Annotated in this window: 20 protein-coding genes; 11 read left to right on the top strand and 9 right to left on the bottom strand. The window is 43.4% G+C overall.

The annotated features are described in order from the left end of the window. Positions 1–366 precede the first annotated feature (366 nt). From V7K36_RS33625 to V7K36_RS33650, 6 genes are all read right to left on the bottom strand, one after another. Positions 367–948, bottom strand: coding sequence for a Uma2 family endonuclease (locus V7K36_RS33625; RefSeq protein ID WP_335122426.1), 582 nt, complete (start codon positions 946–948; stop codon positions 367–369). After that, a complete protein-coding gene (locus V7K36_RS33630) occupies positions 948–1,235 on the bottom strand; it encodes a hypothetical protein (RefSeq protein ID WP_335122351.1) in 288 nt (95 codons plus the stop codon). The genes V7K36_RS33625 and V7K36_RS33630 overlap by 1 nt, the downstream gene beginning before the upstream one ends. Beyond that, positions 1,228–1,449: a hypothetical protein gene (locus V7K36_RS33635; protein ID WP_335122353.1), complete on the bottom strand. Its 222-nt coding sequence runs from the start codon at positions 1,447–1,449 to the stop codon at positions 1,228–1,230. Before V7K36_RS33635 ends, V7K36_RS33630 begins: the two co-directional genes overlap by 8 nt. A gap of 348 nt (positions 1,450–1,797) precedes the next feature. Further along, positions 1,798–3,510, bottom strand: a complete 1,713-nt coding sequence (locus V7K36_RS33640) for a putative bifunctional diguanylate cyclase/phosphodiesterase (RefSeq protein ID WP_335122355.1) — start codon at positions 3,508–3,510, stop codon at positions 1,798–1,800. A gap of 845 nt (positions 3,511–4,355) precedes the next feature. After that, complete coding sequence (locus V7K36_RS33645) at positions 4,356–5,042, bottom strand: 5'-methylthioadenosine/S-adenosylhomocysteine nucleosidase family protein (RefSeq protein ID WP_335122357.1); 687 nt, start codon at positions 5,040–5,042, stop codon at positions 4,356–4,358. A gap of 52 nt (positions 5,043–5,094) precedes the next feature. Beyond that, positions 5,095–5,292: a hypothetical protein gene (locus V7K36_RS33650; protein WP_335122359.1), complete on the bottom strand. Its 198-nt coding sequence runs from the start codon at positions 5,290–5,292 to the stop codon at positions 5,095–5,097. 121 nt (positions 5,293–5,413) lie between these two features. On the opposite strand from V7K36_RS33650, the gene V7K36_RS33655 reads away from it, so the two are divergent. The 3 genes from V7K36_RS33655 to hpnH are packed head-to-tail and all read left to right on the top strand — an operon-like array spanning position 5,414 to position 10,187. Continuing rightward, complete coding sequence (locus V7K36_RS33655; RefSeq protein ID WP_335122361.1) at positions 5,414–8,080, top strand: efflux RND transporter permease subunit; 2,667 nt, start codon at positions 5,414–5,416, stop codon at positions 8,078–8,080. Then, entirely contained in the window at positions 8,080–9,132 is a 1,053-nt protein-coding gene (gene hpnA / locus V7K36_RS33660; RefSeq protein ID WP_335122363.1) for a hopanoid-associated sugar epimerase, read from the top strand. Before V7K36_RS33655 ends, hpnA begins: the two co-directional genes overlap by 1 nt. A 35-nt stretch (positions 9,133–9,167) precedes the next feature. Beyond that, complete coding sequence (gene hpnH / locus V7K36_RS33665) at positions 9,168–10,187, top strand: adenosyl-hopene transferase HpnH (protein ID WP_335122365.1); 1,020 nt, start codon at positions 9,168–9,170, stop codon at positions 10,185–10,187. A 664-nt stretch (positions 10,188–10,851) separates the two neighbouring features. On the opposite strand, the gene V7K36_RS33670 is transcribed toward hpnH, so the two are convergent. Further along, positions 10,852–12,240 carry a cytochrome P450 gene (locus V7K36_RS33670; RefSeq protein WP_335122367.1) on the bottom strand — a complete coding sequence of 463 codons (1,389 nt, stop codon included), beginning with the start codon at positions 12,238–12,240 and terminating at the stop codon, positions 10,852–10,854. Between the two features lie 463 nt (positions 12,241–12,703). Then, positions 12,704–13,210: a DUF1993 domain-containing protein gene (locus V7K36_RS33675; RefSeq protein WP_335122369.1), complete on the bottom strand. Its 507-nt coding sequence runs from the start codon at positions 13,208–13,210 to the stop codon at positions 12,704–12,706. Here V7K36_RS33675 and V7K36_RS33680 point away from each other — a divergent pair. The 8 genes from V7K36_RS33680 (at position 13,164) to V7K36_RS33715 (ending at position 19,362) form a co-directional block, all read left to right on the top strand. After that, complete coding sequence (locus V7K36_RS33680) at positions 13,164–13,412, top strand: hypothetical protein (protein ID WP_335122432.1); 249 nt, start codon at positions 13,164–13,166, stop codon at positions 13,410–13,412. The two genes, V7K36_RS33675 and V7K36_RS33680, sit on opposite strands and share 47 nt — an antisense overlap. Before the next feature lie 485 nt (positions 13,413–13,897). Next, complete coding sequence (locus V7K36_RS33685) at positions 13,898–14,419, top strand: phycocyanin subunit beta (protein ID WP_334827006.1); 522 nt, start codon at positions 13,898–13,900, stop codon at positions 14,417–14,419. A gap of 86 nt (positions 14,420–14,505) precedes the next feature. Further along, complete coding sequence (gene cpcA / locus V7K36_RS33690) at positions 14,506–14,997, top strand: phycocyanin subunit alpha (RefSeq protein ID WP_334827008.1); 492 nt, start codon at positions 14,506–14,508, stop codon at positions 14,995–14,997. Between the two features lie 509 nt (positions 14,998–15,506). After that, complete coding sequence (locus V7K36_RS33695; protein WP_335122371.1) at positions 15,507–16,319, top strand: phycobilisome linker polypeptide; 813 nt, start codon at positions 15,507–15,509, stop codon at positions 16,317–16,319. Positions 16,320–16,422: 103 nt separating this feature from the next. Then, positions 16,423–17,292, top strand: coding sequence for a phycobilisome linker polypeptide (locus V7K36_RS33700; protein WP_335122373.1), 870 nt, complete (start codon positions 16,423–16,425; stop codon positions 17,290–17,292). A 69-nt stretch (positions 17,293–17,361) separates the two neighbouring features. Then, complete coding sequence (locus V7K36_RS33705; protein WP_334942981.1) at positions 17,362–17,616, top strand: phycobilisome linker polypeptide; 255 nt, start codon at positions 17,362–17,364, stop codon at positions 17,614–17,616. Between the two features lie 2 nt (positions 17,617–17,618). Then, a complete protein-coding gene (locus tag V7K36_RS33710) occupies positions 17,619–18,464 on the top strand; it encodes a HEAT repeat domain-containing protein (RefSeq protein WP_335122375.1) in 846 nt (281 codons plus the stop codon). Positions 18,465–18,633: 169 nt separating this feature from the next. Next, complete coding sequence (locus V7K36_RS33715; protein WP_335122377.1) at positions 18,634–19,362, top strand: HEAT repeat domain-containing protein; 729 nt, start codon at positions 18,634–18,636, stop codon at positions 19,360–19,362. Between the two features lie 240 nt (positions 19,363–19,602). On the opposite strand, the gene V7K36_RS33720 is transcribed toward V7K36_RS33715, so the two are convergent. Beyond that, the gene (locus V7K36_RS33720) at positions 19,603–20,253 is read right to left on the bottom strand and encodes an HD domain-containing protein (RefSeq protein ID WP_335122428.1); all 651 of its coding nucleotides are present in this window, start codon (positions 20,251–20,253) and stop codon (positions 19,603–19,605) included. Between the last annotated feature and the right edge of the window lie 186 nt (positions 20,254–20,439).

Genomic DNA, 20,439 nt, shown 5'->3' on the forward strand with positions numbered 1-20,439 from the left:
ATCTAGACCTCCTGCCAGGATAAAGGGTGACGATCTAAATGAAAGCATTTAATTCTCGGTAAACGACTCGAAGCACTAAATTTTCGTCTAAACGTTTTTGTGCAATTAGTTTATCCACTTCACCAGTTTACAGCTTGTCTTGCGATCGCACTGTCTCTATTACAAAGTTCGGATCGATGCTTATTTCATGACTCGCTAAAACCTCCATTTTTAATTGAGCATGATCGCTAAAGCGAATTTCTTTCATTTTTTATTTCAACACATCTATTTCTATATTTAATGCTTTAAGCTGTTGATTTATCCAATGGGTTGCCGTTGCTTCATCAGTCTCGATCGCTCGTTCTACTCCTGTTTTAGCCATTCAACTCAAACGGTCGAAAAATCAATATTTTCGTAAAGTTCTGAAATTTGAATTTGAAACTCAAAGGTACTCAAAGAAAGGGTGACATTTGGATCGTCGTATTCTGAAAATAGCCACTGATGAGCGGCTGTTTTGACATGATGCTCAACGTGTGTACGGTATTGATCAATCAGCAGATATTCTCCGAAGGTGGAAATTGTACGATAGGCAACAAATTTCTCGCCGCGATCATAGTTTTGGGTCGACTTAGACAACACTTCAGCGATAAAGCAGGGGTTCACCACGGTATCCTTGCGTCCAGTTTGAAGTTCTAAGGGTTTGGGCAGAACCATCACATCGGGATAGGTATAAAGGCTGACACTTGGAATCCAAAGTCGTTGATCGGCATAGAAAGTCCGGTAGTCTTTCCCTTTTAAGGCAGATTTAAGCAAAATATACAAGTTTCCAGCAATATCATTGTGGTTGGGTGTTCCACCAGTCATTGAAATGATTTCTCCATTGCAATATTCGCTGCGTATTTCTGACGCGATTTCTAGTTCTAGATATTCATTAATGGTGTAGTGTTTTGTCTCAGTTTGAGCAATCATCACAGGTTTACCTCCAAGGCTTTAAGTTGCTGGTTTATCCAATGGGTTGCGATCGCTTCATCAGTCTCGATCGCTCGTTCTACTCCTGTTTTAGCAATTTCTAGCAGTTGTTTGGATTTTTGCTTTCTTTTAAGAGATAAAACATACTGATTTACGACTTGCTCCTGCTTCTCTTTTGCGATAGAAGGAATGACAAAATTATCAATATCCTTTGGATAGAGTTCTGCTTGTGCACTTCCAGCACTTAATTTTTCAGTTTGAAGCCTTCCGATTAATGAATTAATCACGAAACCCACGTAAATCTGATCCTCTTCTTTTAACCTCAAAATCTCGAATGTTCTTATCGGAAGAGTTGTTAAAGCGTCCTTGGGGAAGCACGATCGCCATTCTACCCCCCGGTTTCAAAAAATCCAGGTTGCGCTCAATAAACAAAATGTCGCGCCCCACTTTACTTTGCCACTTGCCATCCGGCTTTTTCGCTAGGTCATAGCGGGCAATCATGCGCGGTTCTTTATTCTTTAATGGCGATCGCTTGTTCAGGAGCCTTGTCTAACTGGTATGTTCAAATGCCTAAATTCAAGAAACCTAATATATTCCTGGTGAACACATCACCCTCATTCTATTTGATCTGTGCGATCGCAGTTCCCTAGAGAACTAGCCTCGCCTTTTACTACTGCGAATTTGCCAATGGATTCTAATGCGGCTAAACCCGGACGATTTTTTGTGTGGAAGCCCCGCTACCACACAAAAAGAATCTCAATTTAGGTGCATAGTGCTATAGAAGTATTTCGGTGGCCGCGCCGAGATAGGTGCAAAAGTGTGATTAGCTGTAATGGCTTAGGTATCCACCTATGCTGCAATTCTCTCCATCTGGTGAGAACTTTCCTGCAACATCGGGGTAATTATATCAGCAGGGACAGGACGACTGAAGTAGTAACCCTGACCTTCGTCACATCCCTGCATTCGCAGGTAGTCAAGCTGTTCTTTGGTTTCCACACCCTCTGCCGTGATTTTCAACCGCAGGCTCTTTGCGAGGGCAATGATCGCATCGGTGATGGCGGTGCTATCAGGATTGGAAATGACATCCTGTACAAATGACTGATCAATCTTCAGCATGTTTACAGGAAAGCGCTTCAAGTAATTCAGGGAGGAATAACCGGTGCCAAAGTCGTCTAGAGCCAACCATATACCCAGTTCTCGTAATTGTTTTAAGGTATTAATTGATCGCTCAATGTCACCCATCAAGAAGCTTTCCGTCACTTCCAGTTCCAGATAAGATGCTTTGAGTCCAGTCTCCTGAAGAATTTGGCTGACGACATCAACCAGATTCGGTTGTTCAAACTGTCTAGCTGAGAGATTTACAGATATCCGAATTGGGTTAAATCCAGCAAGCTGCCAAGCACGGTTTTGGGCGCAAGCAGTTCGCAAAACCCATTGATCAATTGGCACGATCAAACCATTGGCTTCGGCAATGGGAATAAACTTTGCTGGAGAAATCAAACCTAAAGTAGGATGCTGCCAGCGAACCAACGCTTCCATACCTGTAACTTTTCCGTTCTGTAAATCAATCAGAGGTTGATAATAAACCAGCATTTCATTACGCTTCAGCGCTGCATATAATTCATTTTCTAAGGTGAGTCGCTCTTGTAACTGAGCATTAATTTCCGGCGAATAGTATTGGTATTGGCTACGCCCTTGCTGCTTCGCCTGGTACAGTGCCATGTCAGCCTGTTGCAAGAGTTGATCTACGCTATTAAGATCATTTAGTCCATTAATTGTGATGCCGATGCTGGCGGTGATATGAATCAAGTTACCTTCTACAAAAAAGGGTTTGCTCAGGTTACTTGATAGCAGTTGAGATAGCTTAATCACACTTTCAAAAGAAACAATGTCCATGCGGGCAATGGCAAATTTATCTCCACTCAAATGGGCAAGAATATCTGTTTGCATCATGCAGGTTGATAACCTCTGAGCAACTGCTCTTAACAACAAATTTGTTATATGATGCTCCAACCCATGACTCAAAGCAGTGAAATCATCAATACTTAGCAAAAAGATAGCTACAAGGCGCTGGTTGTTTTCAGGTTGGGATAGAATCTCATGGAGGCGATCGCAGAATAAATCACGATTGGGCAATCCTGTTAGATCATCATAATTAGTGATGTAGTGAATTAACTGATCTAATTTGTGAAGAGTTTGTGAAGTATCCGCCATCAATGTACCCGCTTCATCAGCATATTCTGTGGGCAATTCAGGTAGGGTTTTGGTGTTCAGATAGTTTTGCAATGCAGCAGATGTCAAAATAACGGGTTTGAGAAGGTGGTGTAGTGCGTAGAGGGTGACGGCTGTACCCACTAACGTCGCCAACAGAGCAACGCTCATAACTCGCGCCGCCATCTCCAAGGAATAGGAGTTTGAGACGAGGAAACTCAAAAGTAACGTTAGAAGTGGTACATGAGTGCCCAAAAATGCCACCAACAAGATTTTAGCGGTGTAACTTTTCTTGAGCCATCCGAAATGAGCTAGGAACGAGTACAAGTAGAGCTTGTGATTGAGCTTCATAAATTCTGTTCAATAGTTGGCGAATTAGTTCCGAGCTATCCTGGCAAAAGAATATTTTTGATTCACAATCCAGTGTCATCAGCTCTCGTGGAACCCAACCCTGATAAGGTTATATTTTATGCTTCCCAATATAGGTTCCTACTTGATCTATCTAACCATAAAGTTTCTGTAAAAGTTATTCCATAAAGAACTTCACAATTAATAGGGAATTATGTTGATTGTTACCCCATTAGTATTTATTAGTTTGTATTAACGTGATGTAGGGTTTCCTAAGCAACTGGGGTACAGCTTAACCTCACCGCGATAAAGAATAAGCGGTTCTCCCCTCTTTTTGAGTTCAAAGCTACGGTGTACACACAAGTTATTGCATTCCCCAAAAGTCCTCTAAAACCTCACCCTGTCCTATCTTTAATCCCTCTCCTTAGTAAGGAGAGGGACAGGTTTTGCGTAGCAGAACCAGGGTGAGGTATCTCAGGGGCTGTGAGACTTAACCGTAAATTGCGTCACCAAAGACTTGTGTGTACACCGTAGTTAGTAAGGAGAGGGGTTGGGAGTGAGGTTTTGAGATGCACTTCACTCTTATTGGGAAACGCTATATACAGCAGAATTCAGAATTCAGGAGCGGAGCCAGAGACGCTCCGCCGAGGCATCAGAATTCTGAATTAGAATAGTCTCTGTGCCTAGCTTTGAGGCTTAGATGGTGTACTTCACTAACTTGAAATCTGCTCTAAGAGCAAAATTAACTACGGATAAACACTGATATTTACTTAAAAACTTTGCGGGATACCGCCACTATTGCCTATGAAGGTAACAGCGCTATTGTTACTTTGTCCGGCAATATCCGGTTAAATGTGGCGTAAATTTATCAGCAGATTTGTAACTTGCTCTAACACCTTTAATGCTGTTAACGAACCTCGAATCAGCCGAGTCGCAGCAAGGGGTTGTCGAAGCATTCCCATCGCTAAAGGCAAAGGGTTTAGGGAGCCATCAGAGTTAATTGCTGATGTAAGATCAGGGATATTATGCTGACAATCGTCACTGACGACTCTCAGTATTGCCACGGATACCCCAGATGCATTGAAAAACTCTAGGGCGGTAAATCCTTCCATATCAACAACATCAGCCGCCAAAGTCTCACCTAAATGGCGTTTTTCAGCAGCAGACCAAATGACGCGATCGCTTGTCAGTGACTTGACTAATGAGGCTTTTTGTGATATTAAAGAGTGCAATTGTGCTGTAAAAGTGCGATCGCATTCTTGCTGCTTCCCTTGATAAACACAATCTTGATACAGCACGATATCACCAACTGTATGGCGATCGCTCAAGCTGCCACAGATACCCATAATCAGCACTCTGGATTTTGGAACCAGAAATTGTCCATTTCCTGGGGATTGTTGCAGATATTTGAGTAAAGGCTTCATCCCAACAGGTATGGCTGCTACCGTGGGAATAGAGCCAGTAACGCCGCTTAATCCGCGACAGACAGCTTTATATTCTGCTCCCTGAGGTACCAGAATTATGTTGATGGGCAAAAAATTAGGCACTAGTAGACCACGGCGTAAATAGAGCAACCATTTAAAATTCTTAAAAAGCCCATTTCATAATACTTTTGACTTTTGACTTTCGCCTTGCGGTATTAGCCCTCTCGACAGTTTTGAAGTTTCCTTCTCGATTAAAAATTTTGCCATATCTGAGTGACAATAAATAATATTGCCGTTTAACAGTAACCAAAACTCGCAAACCGAAGGTGATTGCTGCTGCCAGTACTAAATTAACACGCATTAAAGTTGCATATTAGCAATTGCCAAAAGGCTGGCTAGAATTGTGTTTTTTCATTTTGAATTTTGAATTTTGAATTTTGAATTGCTTAATAATTGTGTCACCCACACGATAATTTTCCAAGATGGTAAAGCTTCATAACTCCAAATCCGCACGAGAACTCTTCAATATTTCCAAATTAGCGATTCAATTTTCGTGGCTGACGGTGAGTTTTTGGATTGCCGTAACGGTAGCTGGTGTTCTGGCTTTCAGTTCCCTTAAGTATGCCTTGTTTCCAGATATTACCTTTCCAGTGGTGGTTGTGAATGCTACAGCCCCCCTGACAACTGCCCTGGATACGGAAGCGAAGCTCACCAAACCCCTAGAAAAACGCCTCCGCTCCCTAGAAGGACTGGAAAATATCCGCTCATCCACCTATCCTGGTCAAACTGCTGTTAGCCTTTCTTTTGTTGTGGGGACGAATTTAGAAACATCGACCAAAAAGGTTGAAACTGCCCTCAAGCAGTTGACTCTACCTCCGGGAGCAACTGACAAAATTATTCCCCTGAATCTAAACGAGTCAGCCGCCATTAGCTATGCCATAGAGAGTTCCACGCGGAATCTCAAAGATTTGACGAAGTTGGCGCAAAATGAGATTGTGAGTGCGATCGCTAAACTACCAGGAGTCCTGAAAGTCTCACTACTAGGTGCTGCTACTGCAACTCCTCCGGTAAATCCAGCGAATGCGAGTGCAGCTGCTCTCCCCCAAGGTAGAGCAACATTAGTCAGGTTTAATGGTGAAGATGCATTAGCATTTCAGGTCATCAAACGCGGTAATGCTAACACCTTAGAAGTAGTGAGTCGAGTTGAGAAAGAAGTTCAAAGGCTACGCTCCACCCTCAAGGATGTCAACCTCACTTTAGCTGCCACCCAAGCAGAATATATCCGCCACGCTACCCAGTCAACAATCGATGCTTTGCTGGAAGCAGTCTTGTTGTCAATCGTGGTAATTTTTCCTTTTTTATGGAATTGGCGGGCAACTCTCATCTCTGCCTTGGCGATTCCGACATCTTTGTTGGCGACGTTTATCGTCATGGCGATTTTCGGCTTTAACCTGGAGACGATTACGTTGCTAGCTTTAGCTTTGGTGATTGGTAGTATTGTTGATGATGCGATCGTGGATGTGGAAAACATCATGCGACACATTGAAGATGGTGAAACTCCTCGCCAAGCGGCGCTTTTCGCGACAAATGAGATTGGGTTGACAGTTACCGCCGCCACTTTGACAGCAGTCGCGGTTTTTCTGCCCATAGGTTTGATGGGTGGGGTAATCGGTCAGTTCTTCAAGCCTTTCGGCATAACTGTTTCAGCCGCGATGCTTGCTTCGATGCTAGTTGCTCGGACTTTATCTCCAGTTCTGGCTATCTACTGGCTAAAACCTAAATCCTCACTCTCCCCGCGTCAGGAAGCAAAAATTTGGGTGGCGTTTACCCAATTTTACAGAAATTTGCTGAGTTGGTCTTTGAATCACCGGAAGATAGTTATCGGGTTAGCTGTCCTCAGTTTCATCGCAGGTATAGGACTGATTCCACTAATTCCCAAAGGGTTTATTCCCAAACTCGATCGCGGCGAATTTAATATTGCTTATACGGCTCCTTTGCCAAGTATCCCCAGGGGAGCAGAGGGGCAGGGGAGAAATCCCAGTCCGCAGTTCCCAATTCCTAATCCTTTGAACGATTCTCTTGAGGTTGCGAAGAAACTAGAAGAGGTTGTGAGAAAATCACCGGCAGTTGAAACAGTATTTACCACTGTTGGTTCTCGTGAGGGTGAGCCGAACAAAGGCATACTATATGTGAAGTTAAAGGAAAACCGGACAATCACAACTGGGGAACTACAAGATCAATTGCGCTCCTCCTTACCTGCTCTTTCTGGGGTAACTACCAGTGTTGAAGATATTCAATTTGTCGATTCCGGCGGTGAAAAACCCCTCCAAATAGCATTACAAGGGAATGATCTCCAAGCTCTAAGCAAAGCAGTCAAAGCGATTAAAGAGAGGATTCAGAGGCTACCAGGATTCGCTGATGTCACGGTTACAGGTGAAACGAATCCGCAGGGCAAGGTTTTTCAGATCGAGCGTCTGAATAATCAACGGGTGGCCTACATCAGTGCTAATCTGGGCAAGGATCTGTCCTTGGGTGATGCCACTGAGAAAGTGGTAGCTGAAGCAAAGGCGGTGTTACCCTCCGATGTTTCCTTAAATTTAGGGGGAGACTCTGCCCGTCAAGATGAAGTTTTTGGCAGTTTCGGCACTACTCTAGCTCTATCTGCCCTGTGCATTGTTGTGGTACTAATTTTGCTATTTAAAAGCTGGGTAGATCCTCTGGTTATTGGTGTCTCTTTGCCTTTGGCACTAGTGGGGGCAATGTTGGCGCTACTAATCACCAAGAGCGACTTTGGCATGATCTCACTGATCGGTTTCGTCTTTTTGCTGGGGCTGGCAAATAAAAATGCCATTTTGCTTGTGGATTTTATCAACCAGTTACGCAACGCTGGCTTAGACCGCACCGAGGCGATCCTCAACACCGGACTAGTGCGCCTCAGACCAATTATGATGACCACGGCCGCCACTATTTTAGGGATGCTACCGATCGCCTTAGGTTTGGGTGCTGGTTCAGAATTGCGATCGCCTATGGCTGTAGCGATCGCTGGTGGACTAGTAACTTCTACTATCCTCAGCTTGATTGTTGTGCCAGTAGTTTACACCATTTTGGATGATTGGTTTCCCCGATTTCAGAAAAGGGAGATAGGTTAATGCAGGTTTTTGTCACGGGGGGGACGGGTTTTATTGGTGCCCATTTGGTACGGTTGTTGCTGCAACAGGGTTACACAGTCAAAGCACTGGTACGCCATAGCAGCAATTTGGAGAATCTACGCGGTTTGGAGGTGGAAATTGTCAAAGGTGATTTAAATTCACCAAATCTCTGGCAACAGATGCTTGGTTGTCAATACCTATTTCATGTGGCAGCCCATTATTCCCTGTGGCAAACAGACCGGGAGTTACTCCACCGTCACAATGTCCTGGGTACGCGCAATGTGTTAGCAGCAGCTCGCAAAGCGGGCATTGAGCGCACCGTCTACACGAGTTCAGTGGCAGCAATTGGCGTAGGATCATCTGGTCAAGTCGTCGATGAAACACATCAGAGTCCCTTAGAAAAGTTGGTGGGTGACTATAAAAAGTCTAAGTTTCTGGCTGAACAAGAAGCTATGCAAGCCGTTGCTACAGGTCAGGAGGTAGTTATTGTCAATCCCAGCAGCCCGATTGGTTCGTTGGATATCAAACCTACCCCCACGGGTGATATAATCTTACGGTTTTTACGACGGCAAATGCCCTTTTACTTAGATACTGGTCTAAATTTTATCGATGTCCAGGATGTGGCATCGGGGCATTTACTGGCTTTGCAGCGAGGTAAATCAGGCGATCGCTATATCTTAGGTCATCAAAACCTCACTCTCAAGCAACTACTCGAACAGCTCGCCGATATCACAGGTCTAAGCGCACCTCAACGAACTGTACCCGCTTGGTTGCCCCTTAGTGTTGCCTGGGTTGATGAAAAGATTCTCGCACCACTGGGAAAATTGCCCTCAGTGCCATTGGATGGCGTTCGGATGGCGAAACAACCTATGTATTACAATGCTGCAAAGGCTGTACGAGAGTTGGGTCTACCCCAATCTTCACTGAAGGCGGCACTCAAGGATGCTGTAGATTGGTTTGTTGCTCAGGGTTACGTCAACCCCTCCGGGGAATTCAAAAGTCAAAATTCAAAATTCAAAATTAAAGACCCCACAGATAAATCTTGGGGCTGAGAAAGTGGTGTTTTGATCTACAGAGGAGTAATAGAATGGCAGTTAATATACAACAAGCTATGGATATTGGGAAGTACCTTGTTACTCAGCGTTTGAAAGGACGTAAACGCTTCCCTTTAGTATTGATGTTGGAACCTCTTTTTCGGTGTAATCTAGCCTGTACTGGTTGCGGTAAGATCCAACATCCAAAGGAAATATTAAAGCAAAATCTCACCCCAGAACAGTGCTTTGCCGCAGTGGAAGAGTGCGGCGCACCGGTTGTCTCAATTCCTGGAGGAGAACCTCTGCTACATCCCCAAATTGATGAGATTGTCCAAGGATTAATTGAGCGCAAGAAATATATTTACTTGTGTACCAATGGCTTGTTGTTAGAAAAGAGTCTGAATAAGTTTCAACCTTCTCCTTACCTAACTTTTAGTGTGCATTTAGATGGAATGCGGGAGTTGCACGATCAGTGTGTCGATCGCCAAGGTGTCTTTGATATTGCTGTCAAAGCTATTCGCGCCGCTAAAGCTAAAGGCTTTCGAGTTACTACTAACACCACTATCTTTGAGGGTACCCAACCCAAAGATATGCAAGAGTTCTTCGACTTTCTAGAAACACTAAATACTGACGGGATGATGATTTCTCCCGGTTACAGTTACGAGTGGGCACCAGATCAAGATCATTTTCTCCACCGAGAACAAACCCGCGCCCTCTTCCGGGAAATTCTGGCTCCATACAAAGCTGGTGAAAAAAACTGGAACTTCAATCACAATCCGCTATTCTTAGATTTTCTTATTGGTGAGAAAGACTACGAATGCACGCCTTGGGGTAGCCCTAGTTATAGCGTTCTCGGTTGGCAAAAACCTTGCTATTTGCTGAACGAAGGTTATTACTCTACCTTCAAGGAATTACTAGCACAAACTGACTGGAGTCAATACGGCCAGAAGAGTGGTAATCCCAAGTGTGCCGATTGTATGGTTCACTGCGGCTACGAACCCACCGCCGCAATCGATGCAATGCAGCCGCAAAATATGGCGCGTGCCCTTGGTAGTGTGTTTGGTAGGAACTAAGTAATTTTGTATTGCTCAAAACTTAATTGCTCTGTATTCTTACAGTCGGATAAAGCAATATTAAATCTGGGTAGTTCATCCTAAAGCTATTCCTAATAGCCTGTTAAAACAGGCTTTATATCATGTCCGCCAAATTACCCATAATAAAAGAACCCCACCTCCAACCCCTCCCCGCAAGCGGGGAGGGGAGACAAAGCATAGCTTTGGCGGGGTGTGGGGTTCTTCGGGTTTAATAAGTAATCAAGCGGACATGATATTATTTATATTGCCTTGCAAATCTAGAGCTTCGGCTGCACTAAGCTGTTGGACATTTATACGAAGTTGCCAAAGATCGTATAGAAAACGCTTCCTCGCAATTGGGGAGAGCGATGTCTAGCGACAAGCTATTCGGCATCGCATGACCCTAAAGTTTGTCAAACCCAAAGCCTCCTAATCGCCAAAACAAGAGCTAGATGGCAGCTTAGGAGGATGTTTGAACTTTGGACAAAGGCGATACCGAAGGCGGTAAACTACTCACTGATGACGGCATTCAAGCGATCGGGTTTAGCGTCTGGTAGAGAGGAAACGAAGCGATCGCTGGTAGGTTGAGACTTGCCAAAATATTCATTGAGAGAATGCTTACCTAGTAAGCTTTTCAGGCAAATGCGTCACTCTTTTGTGTGACTTAGGGTCGCACCTTCGATTGCTCATTTACCCCGTGTATGGAACGGAAAACCACCTTTAAAGCATCACGAGGTCGGGGTGTGGGTATCATTACTAAATCCAAATTTTGCCCTGGTACAAGTTCCCATTCATAACCACGCAATAGCAAAGCAGCAAATATTTTCATCTCTAATTTAGCAAATTCCTTACCTAAACATTCTCTTATTCCACCCCCAAAAGGAACGTAACTAAAAGGTTTAGATTTATCCTCAGCCCTATCTATACCAAACCTTTGCGGCTCAAAATTCTCAGGATTTTTATATATACTTTGATCTTGATGGGTTTTACCTATCTGATACAATACAGACCAACCTTGGGGAATACGATACCCATTAAACTCACAAGTTTGGATAGTCGAGCGAAAACCGCCACCAACTGGAGGAATAATTCGCAAAACTTCCTTGAGTATTTGGTCTAGGTAAGTCATTTGTTTAAGATGTTCAGATGTTAGCGCACCTGCACAAATTATTTGTTGTTGTTCTCTCCTAGCGGCTGCTAAAATTTCTGGATTTTGCGCTAACAGCAAACATAGAGAAGATAGTGCAGAAGTTAAGGTTTCATGCCCAGCGAATAATAAAGTCAGAATTTGGTCTTTTAGTTCTTCTATACTTAAACTCTTACCATCGTCATCTCTGGAATCTAGCAATAAACTTAAAGCATCTTGATGAGAATTTCCTTGTTGTTGACGCTGTAAGATCATCTCTTCAATTTTTGTTAATAACTTTTCTCGGCATTTTAATGCTTTCCCAAATTTCGTCCAAGGTAATCGAATAGGGAGAGTAAATAATCCGGCACAGCATTCTTCAAATAATTCAGTAAAATGGGTATCATTAGTAGCGTCTGTTCCTACTAATAATTTACAAGCTATATCAAGAGTATATTGTCTTAGCTGAGGATACCAAGTCAATTGATCGAATGTTTCCCATTTTTTGAAGTAGCGATAGCTAATTTCTGACATCGCTGGTAGATAACTTGCCAAAGCTCTCGGTTGAAATGCTTGTGATAATAATTTGCGTCTTGTTTGATGGATGCTGCCTGTTTGCGTTGATAAAGAAGCAGAGCCGAGTAATATTGCAACACTCTCTGGCCATTTTATTGCAAAATTCTGGTTTTCTTCGCTAAATAAATAACGATTAGCTTCTGCTCCCAACATCATAATAGTTGGCGAACCAAATAGATTAGTTTTAAAAATGTTGCCGTACTTCTGTTGTCGTTTGGTAGCAAAATCTGGGTCACGCAAAAAGCTAATTGTCTCCCCAATCAACGGGAAGCCCAAGCTTCCGGGAGGTAAAGGTAGTTGATTTTTAGTGAAAATATCTTGGTTTTGTGATTGTTTTTTTGGGATTTTCATGTGTTTAACCATCCAGCCTCGCCATCTACAAGATTTGTCTGTATTCTTGCTAGATAGTAGCTTAACAAGGTTATGCCAACATTTGACCAGATATAATCGCCTGACTTTTGCCGTTAAGTCTCAAAAAGCCTGCTAAAAAATTGCTCTACCCCCAGAGCAAAAATTTTTGTTGAGAGTGAGTTTATACTCTGGTTTTCCCTCCCGCGACTGGTCCTGTAATCCCACGACATGATTGGATTAGGGACTTCCAAAAACCTAACCTTTTTTCCTTGGTTTGCTACGCCCTGCTTTAGACCGTTCCTGCCCCGCCGTAGGCGATCGCTCTATCTAAGCAGTAAATATTGTCTGGACAGGATTTGGTTTGTTGTGGTCAAGCTTTATTGGACTACTGGATACAGCCTTGCCTGTTGAAGAAACAGAGACAATCCGGGTTATCCTCAGCGAATACGAACACCAGCTTCTATTAAGGCTGACCAAGGAAGTCTTGTTTGCCAAGTTCTACACCGCAGTGTCTGAGAATGTCATAAGCTGTTGTGACATGGAAATAAAGATTTGGTAAAACAAAATATAGGAGAAATGGCATTCCTTGAAAAGAGAGAGTGTTGTCACCCATCTTAAGGGTAATTGCTCTCTCGTCAGAACCGTCGATTTGCTCAGGTTTAAATGTATTTAAATGAGAGATAGTTTTTTGAATGCGGTCAATAAGTTGAGGGAATGTAGTTTCATTGTCCTCAAATTGGGGTGGTTCTATTCCTGCTAATCGTGCAGCACCTCTATTTACTATGTCAGAGGCAATTTGCACTTGTTTTGATAACGGAAACATATCTGGGGATAGACGACTATTGATCAACACAGAAGGATCTATTTTTTTAGTTTCAGCATAAGTAGCACCTTTTTGCAGAATATTTACAAGGTTATTCAGTGTGCGAATAGACACAGGTATTGAAGCTTGGTACATTGAAATGGTCATTGAGATTTCTCCACAAAAAGTTCAAAGGATTTTGAATCGTCCCATCTCATTTTATCGCATGGTTTACTACGACTATGAACCAACGGTTGCAATGCGATCGCAAATTAGGCGTGTGCCCCTGTCAGGGGCTAGGAAATGGCCAATACTACACAAATTAAAGGTGCGATGCCTGGGTTGGGCTATTCGGCGTCGCATTCTTTAACGGATTTCCCAGAAATAAATTATTCCATCTTTTATCTTTTGGGGTGGAGAGGATTCAATATGGTTCGCTTAACTTGTTGAACACTCGAAGATCCCCGTAACAGTGTAAATACTTAGTCTCAGAAGCTAAAAGTAATATTGCTTATCTTATCCGCTTTTTAGCCTTTGGAAAAATGTTAACTTATGTAAACGAAATTAACAAACATAACAATAATTTGTAATAAATTATGATGCGGTAGCATTGTATAAAGAGAACGTTAGAGGCAAAAAACAACATCTTAATCAGGTTTTCCAGTCGTTCGCAGAAGTTTTAAGTTTTCTAACAAAAGTTTTAATCTGAAAGCCTGGAGATCGTAAACTTATTTCTTAGATGTCTGTTTTAAACCTTTCGTAACTCGTCAGGCAGTGCTGACATCAAAAATAAACTGAACCATTCAGTTTTGAGTCCAATTATTCTTAACCAAGCAAATTAGGAGATTTAAGGCAATGGTTTTAGATGCATTTGCAAAAGTAGTTTCCCAAGCTGATACACGTGGGGAATACCTCACCGATGCACAATTGGATGCATTGAGCGAAATGGTCAAAGATGGTAACAAGCGTACAGATGCCGTGAACCGGATTACCAGCAATGCGTCAGCTCTTGTTGCTGCTGCGGCTCGTGATTTGTGGGCAGAACAACCCCAATTGATCACTCCCGGTGGTAATGCTTACACCAGCCGTCGCGCTGCTGCTTGCATCAGAGACTTGGACATCATTCTTCGCTACATCACCTATGCAATCTTTGCTGGCGATTCCAGCGTGCTAGATGACCGTGCCCTCAATGGTTTGCGTGAAACCTACTTGGCATTGGGAACTCCAGGAGCTTCAGTTGCTGTTGGTATTCAAAAGCTGAAACAAGCTTCCCTGGCCATTGTCAACGACACAAATAACATCACCAGAGGCGATTGCAGCGCTTTAGCATCTGAAATAGCTAGCTATTTTGATCGTGCTGCTTCAGCAGTAGCTTAAGGCAGACATTTCTGCTATTGACTGAGATATTGTCCATAGGACAAAACAAAATTTCAACTAAAAGTTTGTAAAAGGGAAATACCAAAATGACAAAAACACCTCTAACTGAAGCAATTTCATCGGCTGATTCTCAAGGTCGCTATCTCAGCAGCACCGAGATTCAAGTTGCTTTTGGTCGCTTCCGCCAAGCGCCAGCTAGCTTACAAGCAGCAAAAGCCTTGAGCGCCAATGCTCAACGGTTGACCGAAGGTGCAGCTCAAGCAGTCTATAACAAGTTCCCTTACACCACTCAACAACAAGGCCCCAACTTCGCGTCTGATACACGCGGCAAAGGCAAGTGTGTTCGTGATGTTGGCTACTACTTGCGGATTATCACATACGCTTTAGTTGTTGGTGGCACAGGTCCCTTGGACGATTTCTTGATTTCTGGCTTGGCTGAAATTAACCGGACTTTTGACCTATCTCCTAGCTGGTACATTGAAGCTCTGAAGTACATCAAAGCTAACCACGGTCTAAGCGGCGACCCAGCTGTTGAAGCAAATTCCTACATCGACTATGTAATCAATACTCTAAGCTAGAGTGTTTCTTTAGCCCGGAGAGGAAATCAGCTCTTATGACAAGTAAGTTCTATGAGTTGTTTACCTCTCCGGGCAGTTTTATAAGAAAGGCTAGCTGAAAACCCTGGAGAAACAGGAACGTAGTTCTGCATTTTTTGATTTAGACCAGGGATGAAAACTGCCGACGTAGCACGGCACTTGCTACAACTTTAGAAAAGTTTGCAACCCAGTGCCTCCTTTAAGCTACCGTCAATTGGCACAATAATTTTATCAGTACAAGATTTAAAAACCTACCCATGGACTGGGGGAAAGTATACGCCCGAAACAACGTAAGGAGATATCACTACGCCCTTGTGGCAAAGGTAGTGAGCCTGGGAACCTCTGCAAATAGGATATTAAGGCAGGGATGTCTTAACAATCACCGTACCTAAAGGTGCAGTGAGTGTCAATTTCAAAAGACTGTTAAAAGATTAGAAAAAAATTTTCTAAAAAGTTTTCAGTTTTGCAGTTAAAACTGAGGAGGTTTAAAGATGGCAGCTTTGGGACAAGCAGCAAGATTAGGGATTGGAGCATTTGAAAACTCAGCACTGGTAGAACTACGTCCCGATAGAATAGAAGCGGATGTGGCAGTGGTTATCCGGGCGGCTTATCGTCAAGTATTGGGTAATGAATACCTATTGGAAGGAGAGCGTCTAGAAAGTGCAGAATCACTGTTGCAGCAAGGTGCAATCTCAGTTAGGGGATTTGTGCAAGCTATAGCTCAATCGGAACTCTATCGGGATAAGTTTTTCTACTCTAATTCCCAAACTCGGTTTATCGAGTTGAATTATAAGCATTTATTGGGGCGTGCCCCACAAGATGAGTCAGAGATTTCGTACCATGTTGAGCTTTACAACTCACAAGGTTATGAAGCTGAGATTAATTCCTACATTGACTCATTAGAATATCAAGAGAGTTTTGGCGAAAATGTTGTGCCCTACTATCGAGGCTTTAAAAGTCAAGTAGGACTGAAAAACGTTGGATTTGGCCGACTGTTCCAACTGTATCGGGGTTATGCCAATAGCGATCGCGCTCAAGGACAAAAACAAGGACGGCTAACCTGGGAAGTGGCTAAAAATCTGGCTTCACCCATTTATCCAGTCTCCGCCGGAGCCTTAACAGGACTCTCCACAGGTGGTCGCGGGGAAACATACCGCATCAGAGTGCTACAAGCAGCTTCCCCAAACTCGACTGTAGTGCGGCGGGGAACTGCGGAATTGATCGTACCCTACGAGCAACTTTCTAGTAAATTGCAGCAGTTGAATCGCAAGGGTAGTAAAGTGATTAGCATTACAGCCGTATAAATAGTTACTGGAGTAGGGAGTAGGGAGTAGGGAGTAGGGAATTTCACCACTCCCCACTTCCCATTCCCCTTACCAATTACCAATTACAAAAGGAAAATTACCAATGGCTATTACAACAGCAGCGTCCCGTCTGGGGACAGAGCCTTTTAGTGATCAGGCTTCTGTAGAATTGCGTCCAAATGCAACTAAAGAAGACATTGAGAGAGTAATTGCTGCCGTCTATCGTCAAGTGTTGGGCAACAACTACATATTGGCATCTGACCGCCTTACAAGTGCTGAATCTATCCTGCGGGATGGAAAAAATACAGTGCAAGAGTTTGTGCGTCAAGTAGCTAAATCAGAACTGTACAAATCCAAGTTTTTCTACGACAATTTCCAAACTCGCGTCATCGAACTCAACTATAAACATTTGTTGGGTCGTGCCCCCTATGATGAGTCTGATGTGGTCTATCACTTAGACTTGTACCAAAACAAGGGATATGAAGCCGACATCGATTCTTATATTGATTCGCCAGAGTATCAATCTAACTTTGGTGAAAATATTGTGCCTTACTATCGCGGCTTTAAAACCCAAACAGGACAAAAAACTGTGGGATTTAGCCGGATATTCCAACTTTATCGCGGCTATGCCAGTAGCGATACGTCCCAACTCAAAGGCAAGTCCTCACGCCTTGCTAGCGAGCTAGGTCGCAATAGTGCATCCATCGTTGTTCCTCCCTCCGGTGGTCCTTCAGGCTTTTCATACGTTGCTTCGGAAAAAGGCGTTACCCCCAACAGTACTTTCGGTGGTGCGGGAACTTTTGGTAAAGAAGGCAGACTCTACCGCATTGAAGTAGCAGGCGTTTTTGGGGCTGGGTATCCTAGCACCCGCCGTGTTAATCAAGCGGTGATTATACCTTATGAAGAGCTATCTAGTTACTTCCAGAGAGTGGTAAAACAAGGTGGTAAAATCGCCAGTGTGAAGCCTCTTTAGTGTCATTTGTCAATGGTCATTAGTCATTATTTAAGGACTAATGACAATTTAGAATTTGGAATTAATTTTATGCTTGGACCAATTAGTAGTAGAACGAGTAGTCGTTACTTTCGGTATGAAGTAGTCGGTCTACGCCAAAGTGAAGAAACCGAAAAAACTAACTATCCGATCCGTTCAAGTGCCACTGTGTTTTTCACAGTACCTGAGAACCGGATGAATCAAGAAATGCAGAGGATTACTCGCTTAGGTGGCAAAATAGTTAGTATTCAGCCATTGAACGCTGAAGCTCAAACAAATAGCACACAAAGCCATCCTCCTTCTTGATAATGAATTCCAGTCCGCATAAATTTGAAGATTTATCACCGACAAGTAACTTTGGCGATGGTGAATCTTTAACGGTAGAGCAAGCTCTAGCTAATCTTGAAAGTGCAGATTTAGGCTTGCGCTTTTATGCTGCCTGGTGGTTGGGTAGATTTCGCATCGGTGAACCAGCTGCGGTTACAGGACTGATTAAAGCTTTAGAGGATGAAGCCGATCGCACACCAGAAGGCGGATATCCTCTGCGACGGAACGCAGCTAGAGCCTTGGGGAAACTAGGCGATCGCCAGGCAGTATCACCTTTAATTGGGTGTTTAGACTGCTCAGATTTTTATGTCCGGGAAGCTGCGGCACAATCTTTAGAGATGTTGGATGATCCGGTTTGTATTCCTGCCCTGATCAAGCTATTAGTAGTAGGTTTGCAGGGAGAGCAACTCATATCAAACCAGCCTGATTTATCTCAACCTTACGACTCCATCTTAGAAGCCTTGGGAACTTTGAAGGCGACTGAGTGTATCCCTTTGGTAAAGCCATTCTTAGAGCATCCAATTGAATTGGTGCAATATGCTGCCGCACGAGCCATGTATCAATTAACCCAAGAACCAGTTTATGGAGAACGGTTAGTAAAGGCTTTAGGGGGCGAGAAATTGCAATTGCGTCGAGCAGTGTTAGCAGATTTGGGAGCGATTGGATATCTACCCGCAGCAGATGCGATCGCACAGACTCTTGCCGAAAATAGTCTGAAGCTAATTTCTCTTAAAGGATTACTAGAATATCAAGTTAACCACACAGCAACAAGCACTTTCTCAGCAGGTGCGATTAAAGTGATGAATTTAATGGACTCGCTGTTGTAGTCCTAAGTTCTAGATAATCAGTTGTCATTAATACGTTTAAATTAAATATTTACCACACATAAACCCCCAACCCAACTGCAAAATCAGGGCTAGGGGTTTATGTATGATGCCAACTACGGATAACTCAAGCTACAATTGGCTGACGACTAATTACTCATCAAAAATTGTTATGAATAACACTGATCTTGCCCAAATATTAATCCGTGCTGTGCAAGAAGCAGACTCCTCAGAGCAGCTAGTAGACGCAGTTCAAGAGTTAGCAGCAGCTGGTATCGAGGAATCTGTTCCCACTCTGATTGCAGCTTTGGGCTATAACAATCCAGGGGCGGCGGTGGCGGCGGTAGATGGACTAATTGCGATCGGAGAAGCCACAGTACCCCCACTATTAGAACTAATTGATAACTACAACTACGGTGCTAGAGCCTGGGCTATTCGTGCCTTAGCAGGAATTGGCGATGTCCGGGCGCTGGATACCTTGTTAGAGGCAGCAAAAACCGATTTTTCCTTAAGTGTGCGGCGGGCAGCTGCCAGAGGATTAGGCACTTTGATCTGGCATCAAATACCGTCTGAGAAACTGGAATCTGTTCAGACTCAGGTATTAGAGGCGCTATTACTAATTTGTCAAGATCCAGAGTGGGTAGTGCGCTATGCAGCAGTGACGAGTTTAGAAACACTAGCCATTGCAATAGCAGTCACTTTACCCGATCAAGCGTCGCGGATTACAAATCAACTTCAGCAAATGCTCGATACAGATGCCGATCTGGGAGTTCGCACCCGTGTAAGGTTGGCACAGGAAAAAATTCAGCCGCAACAACATCAAGAAACGTTTGCACCGAAAAGAAAGCTACAAGACATTGAAGTGCCGGAAGTGCCTTATCGTGGTGGTGGCAGACGTTAAGCAATTCAAAATTTCTACCCGATTCCAATTGCATGGAATACAAGTCTGTTGTAGAGGTGCATAGTTGTGCATTGGTGTCAACTTAAGCCAAAACTCTTTTAAAATCTCGTTTTCTGCCAGAGGCTGAAAACGAGACAATCTCTAAAAACTGCTTCTAGACTGGTTTATAACGTTAAGTTTAACCAATAATAGCTGTGCTACCCTACCGCGTGTTGTATCCAAATAAAAATCACTGTAAAACTAACCAGACAATAAAGACTGAATTTCTGTCTGGATATTGCCACGGGCAGATGGTTCGGCGAACTCTGACATTAAAGGTGTAAAGTAGATATGCGATCGCTGTAAAAATTCCTCTAAAACCTGCCGACGACCTATGATATACTCTGCCTGTGCCACCCAGCCATATTCCTGGCGAATGGCATGAGCGTATTCTAGATATTGGACTGGGTTAGTAGCCAAAATCGCTAAATCTGCATCAAGTAGAACTTGGCTATCATAGTCATCCACCGCAACTTGGTGCTTTTTAGTGTTCAGAATCAGACGGGTGACAGTAATGATGGTACTTTCTGGAATACCCAAATTACTCAGCAATTCCAAAGCATAGTCTGCGCTTCGTTCTTCATTATCTTCAGCTTGAGAGTTATACACTACATCGTGAAACCAGGCAGCTAGTTGAACAGCAGCTAGGTTGTTAGTGTAGCCTTGCAAAATCTGAATTGTGCCCAGGACGTGATCAATGTGTTTCAATGTATGGTAGTAGCGACCAGGGGTAGAGTAAGCTGCAACCAAGCAATTAAAGGCTTTCTCAGCCGCTACCTGTTCAACACCAAAGGGTTTGAGTGTGTGTTGCCAGTTAGAAAATAAGATATGGGTGAGGTTTTCTGTAGGCATAAACATAGTATTCACAATAGTATTCACACTCTTAATATGACTGAGCTAATTTTTTGTGCTGCAACATTTGTCTCATCAAGTTAGAAATAGATCCACCCTCTCTACGAGACGCTACGCTAACAACTCTTAGTAGGGTGGGGAGGAATAGCTGGTAATGAGGAGCATTACCTACGACCAATCTTGAAC

The organism is Nostoc sp., assembly GCF_036919555.1.
GTDB lineage: Bacteria > Cyanobacteriota > Cyanobacteriia > Cyanobacteriales > Nostocaceae > Nostoc.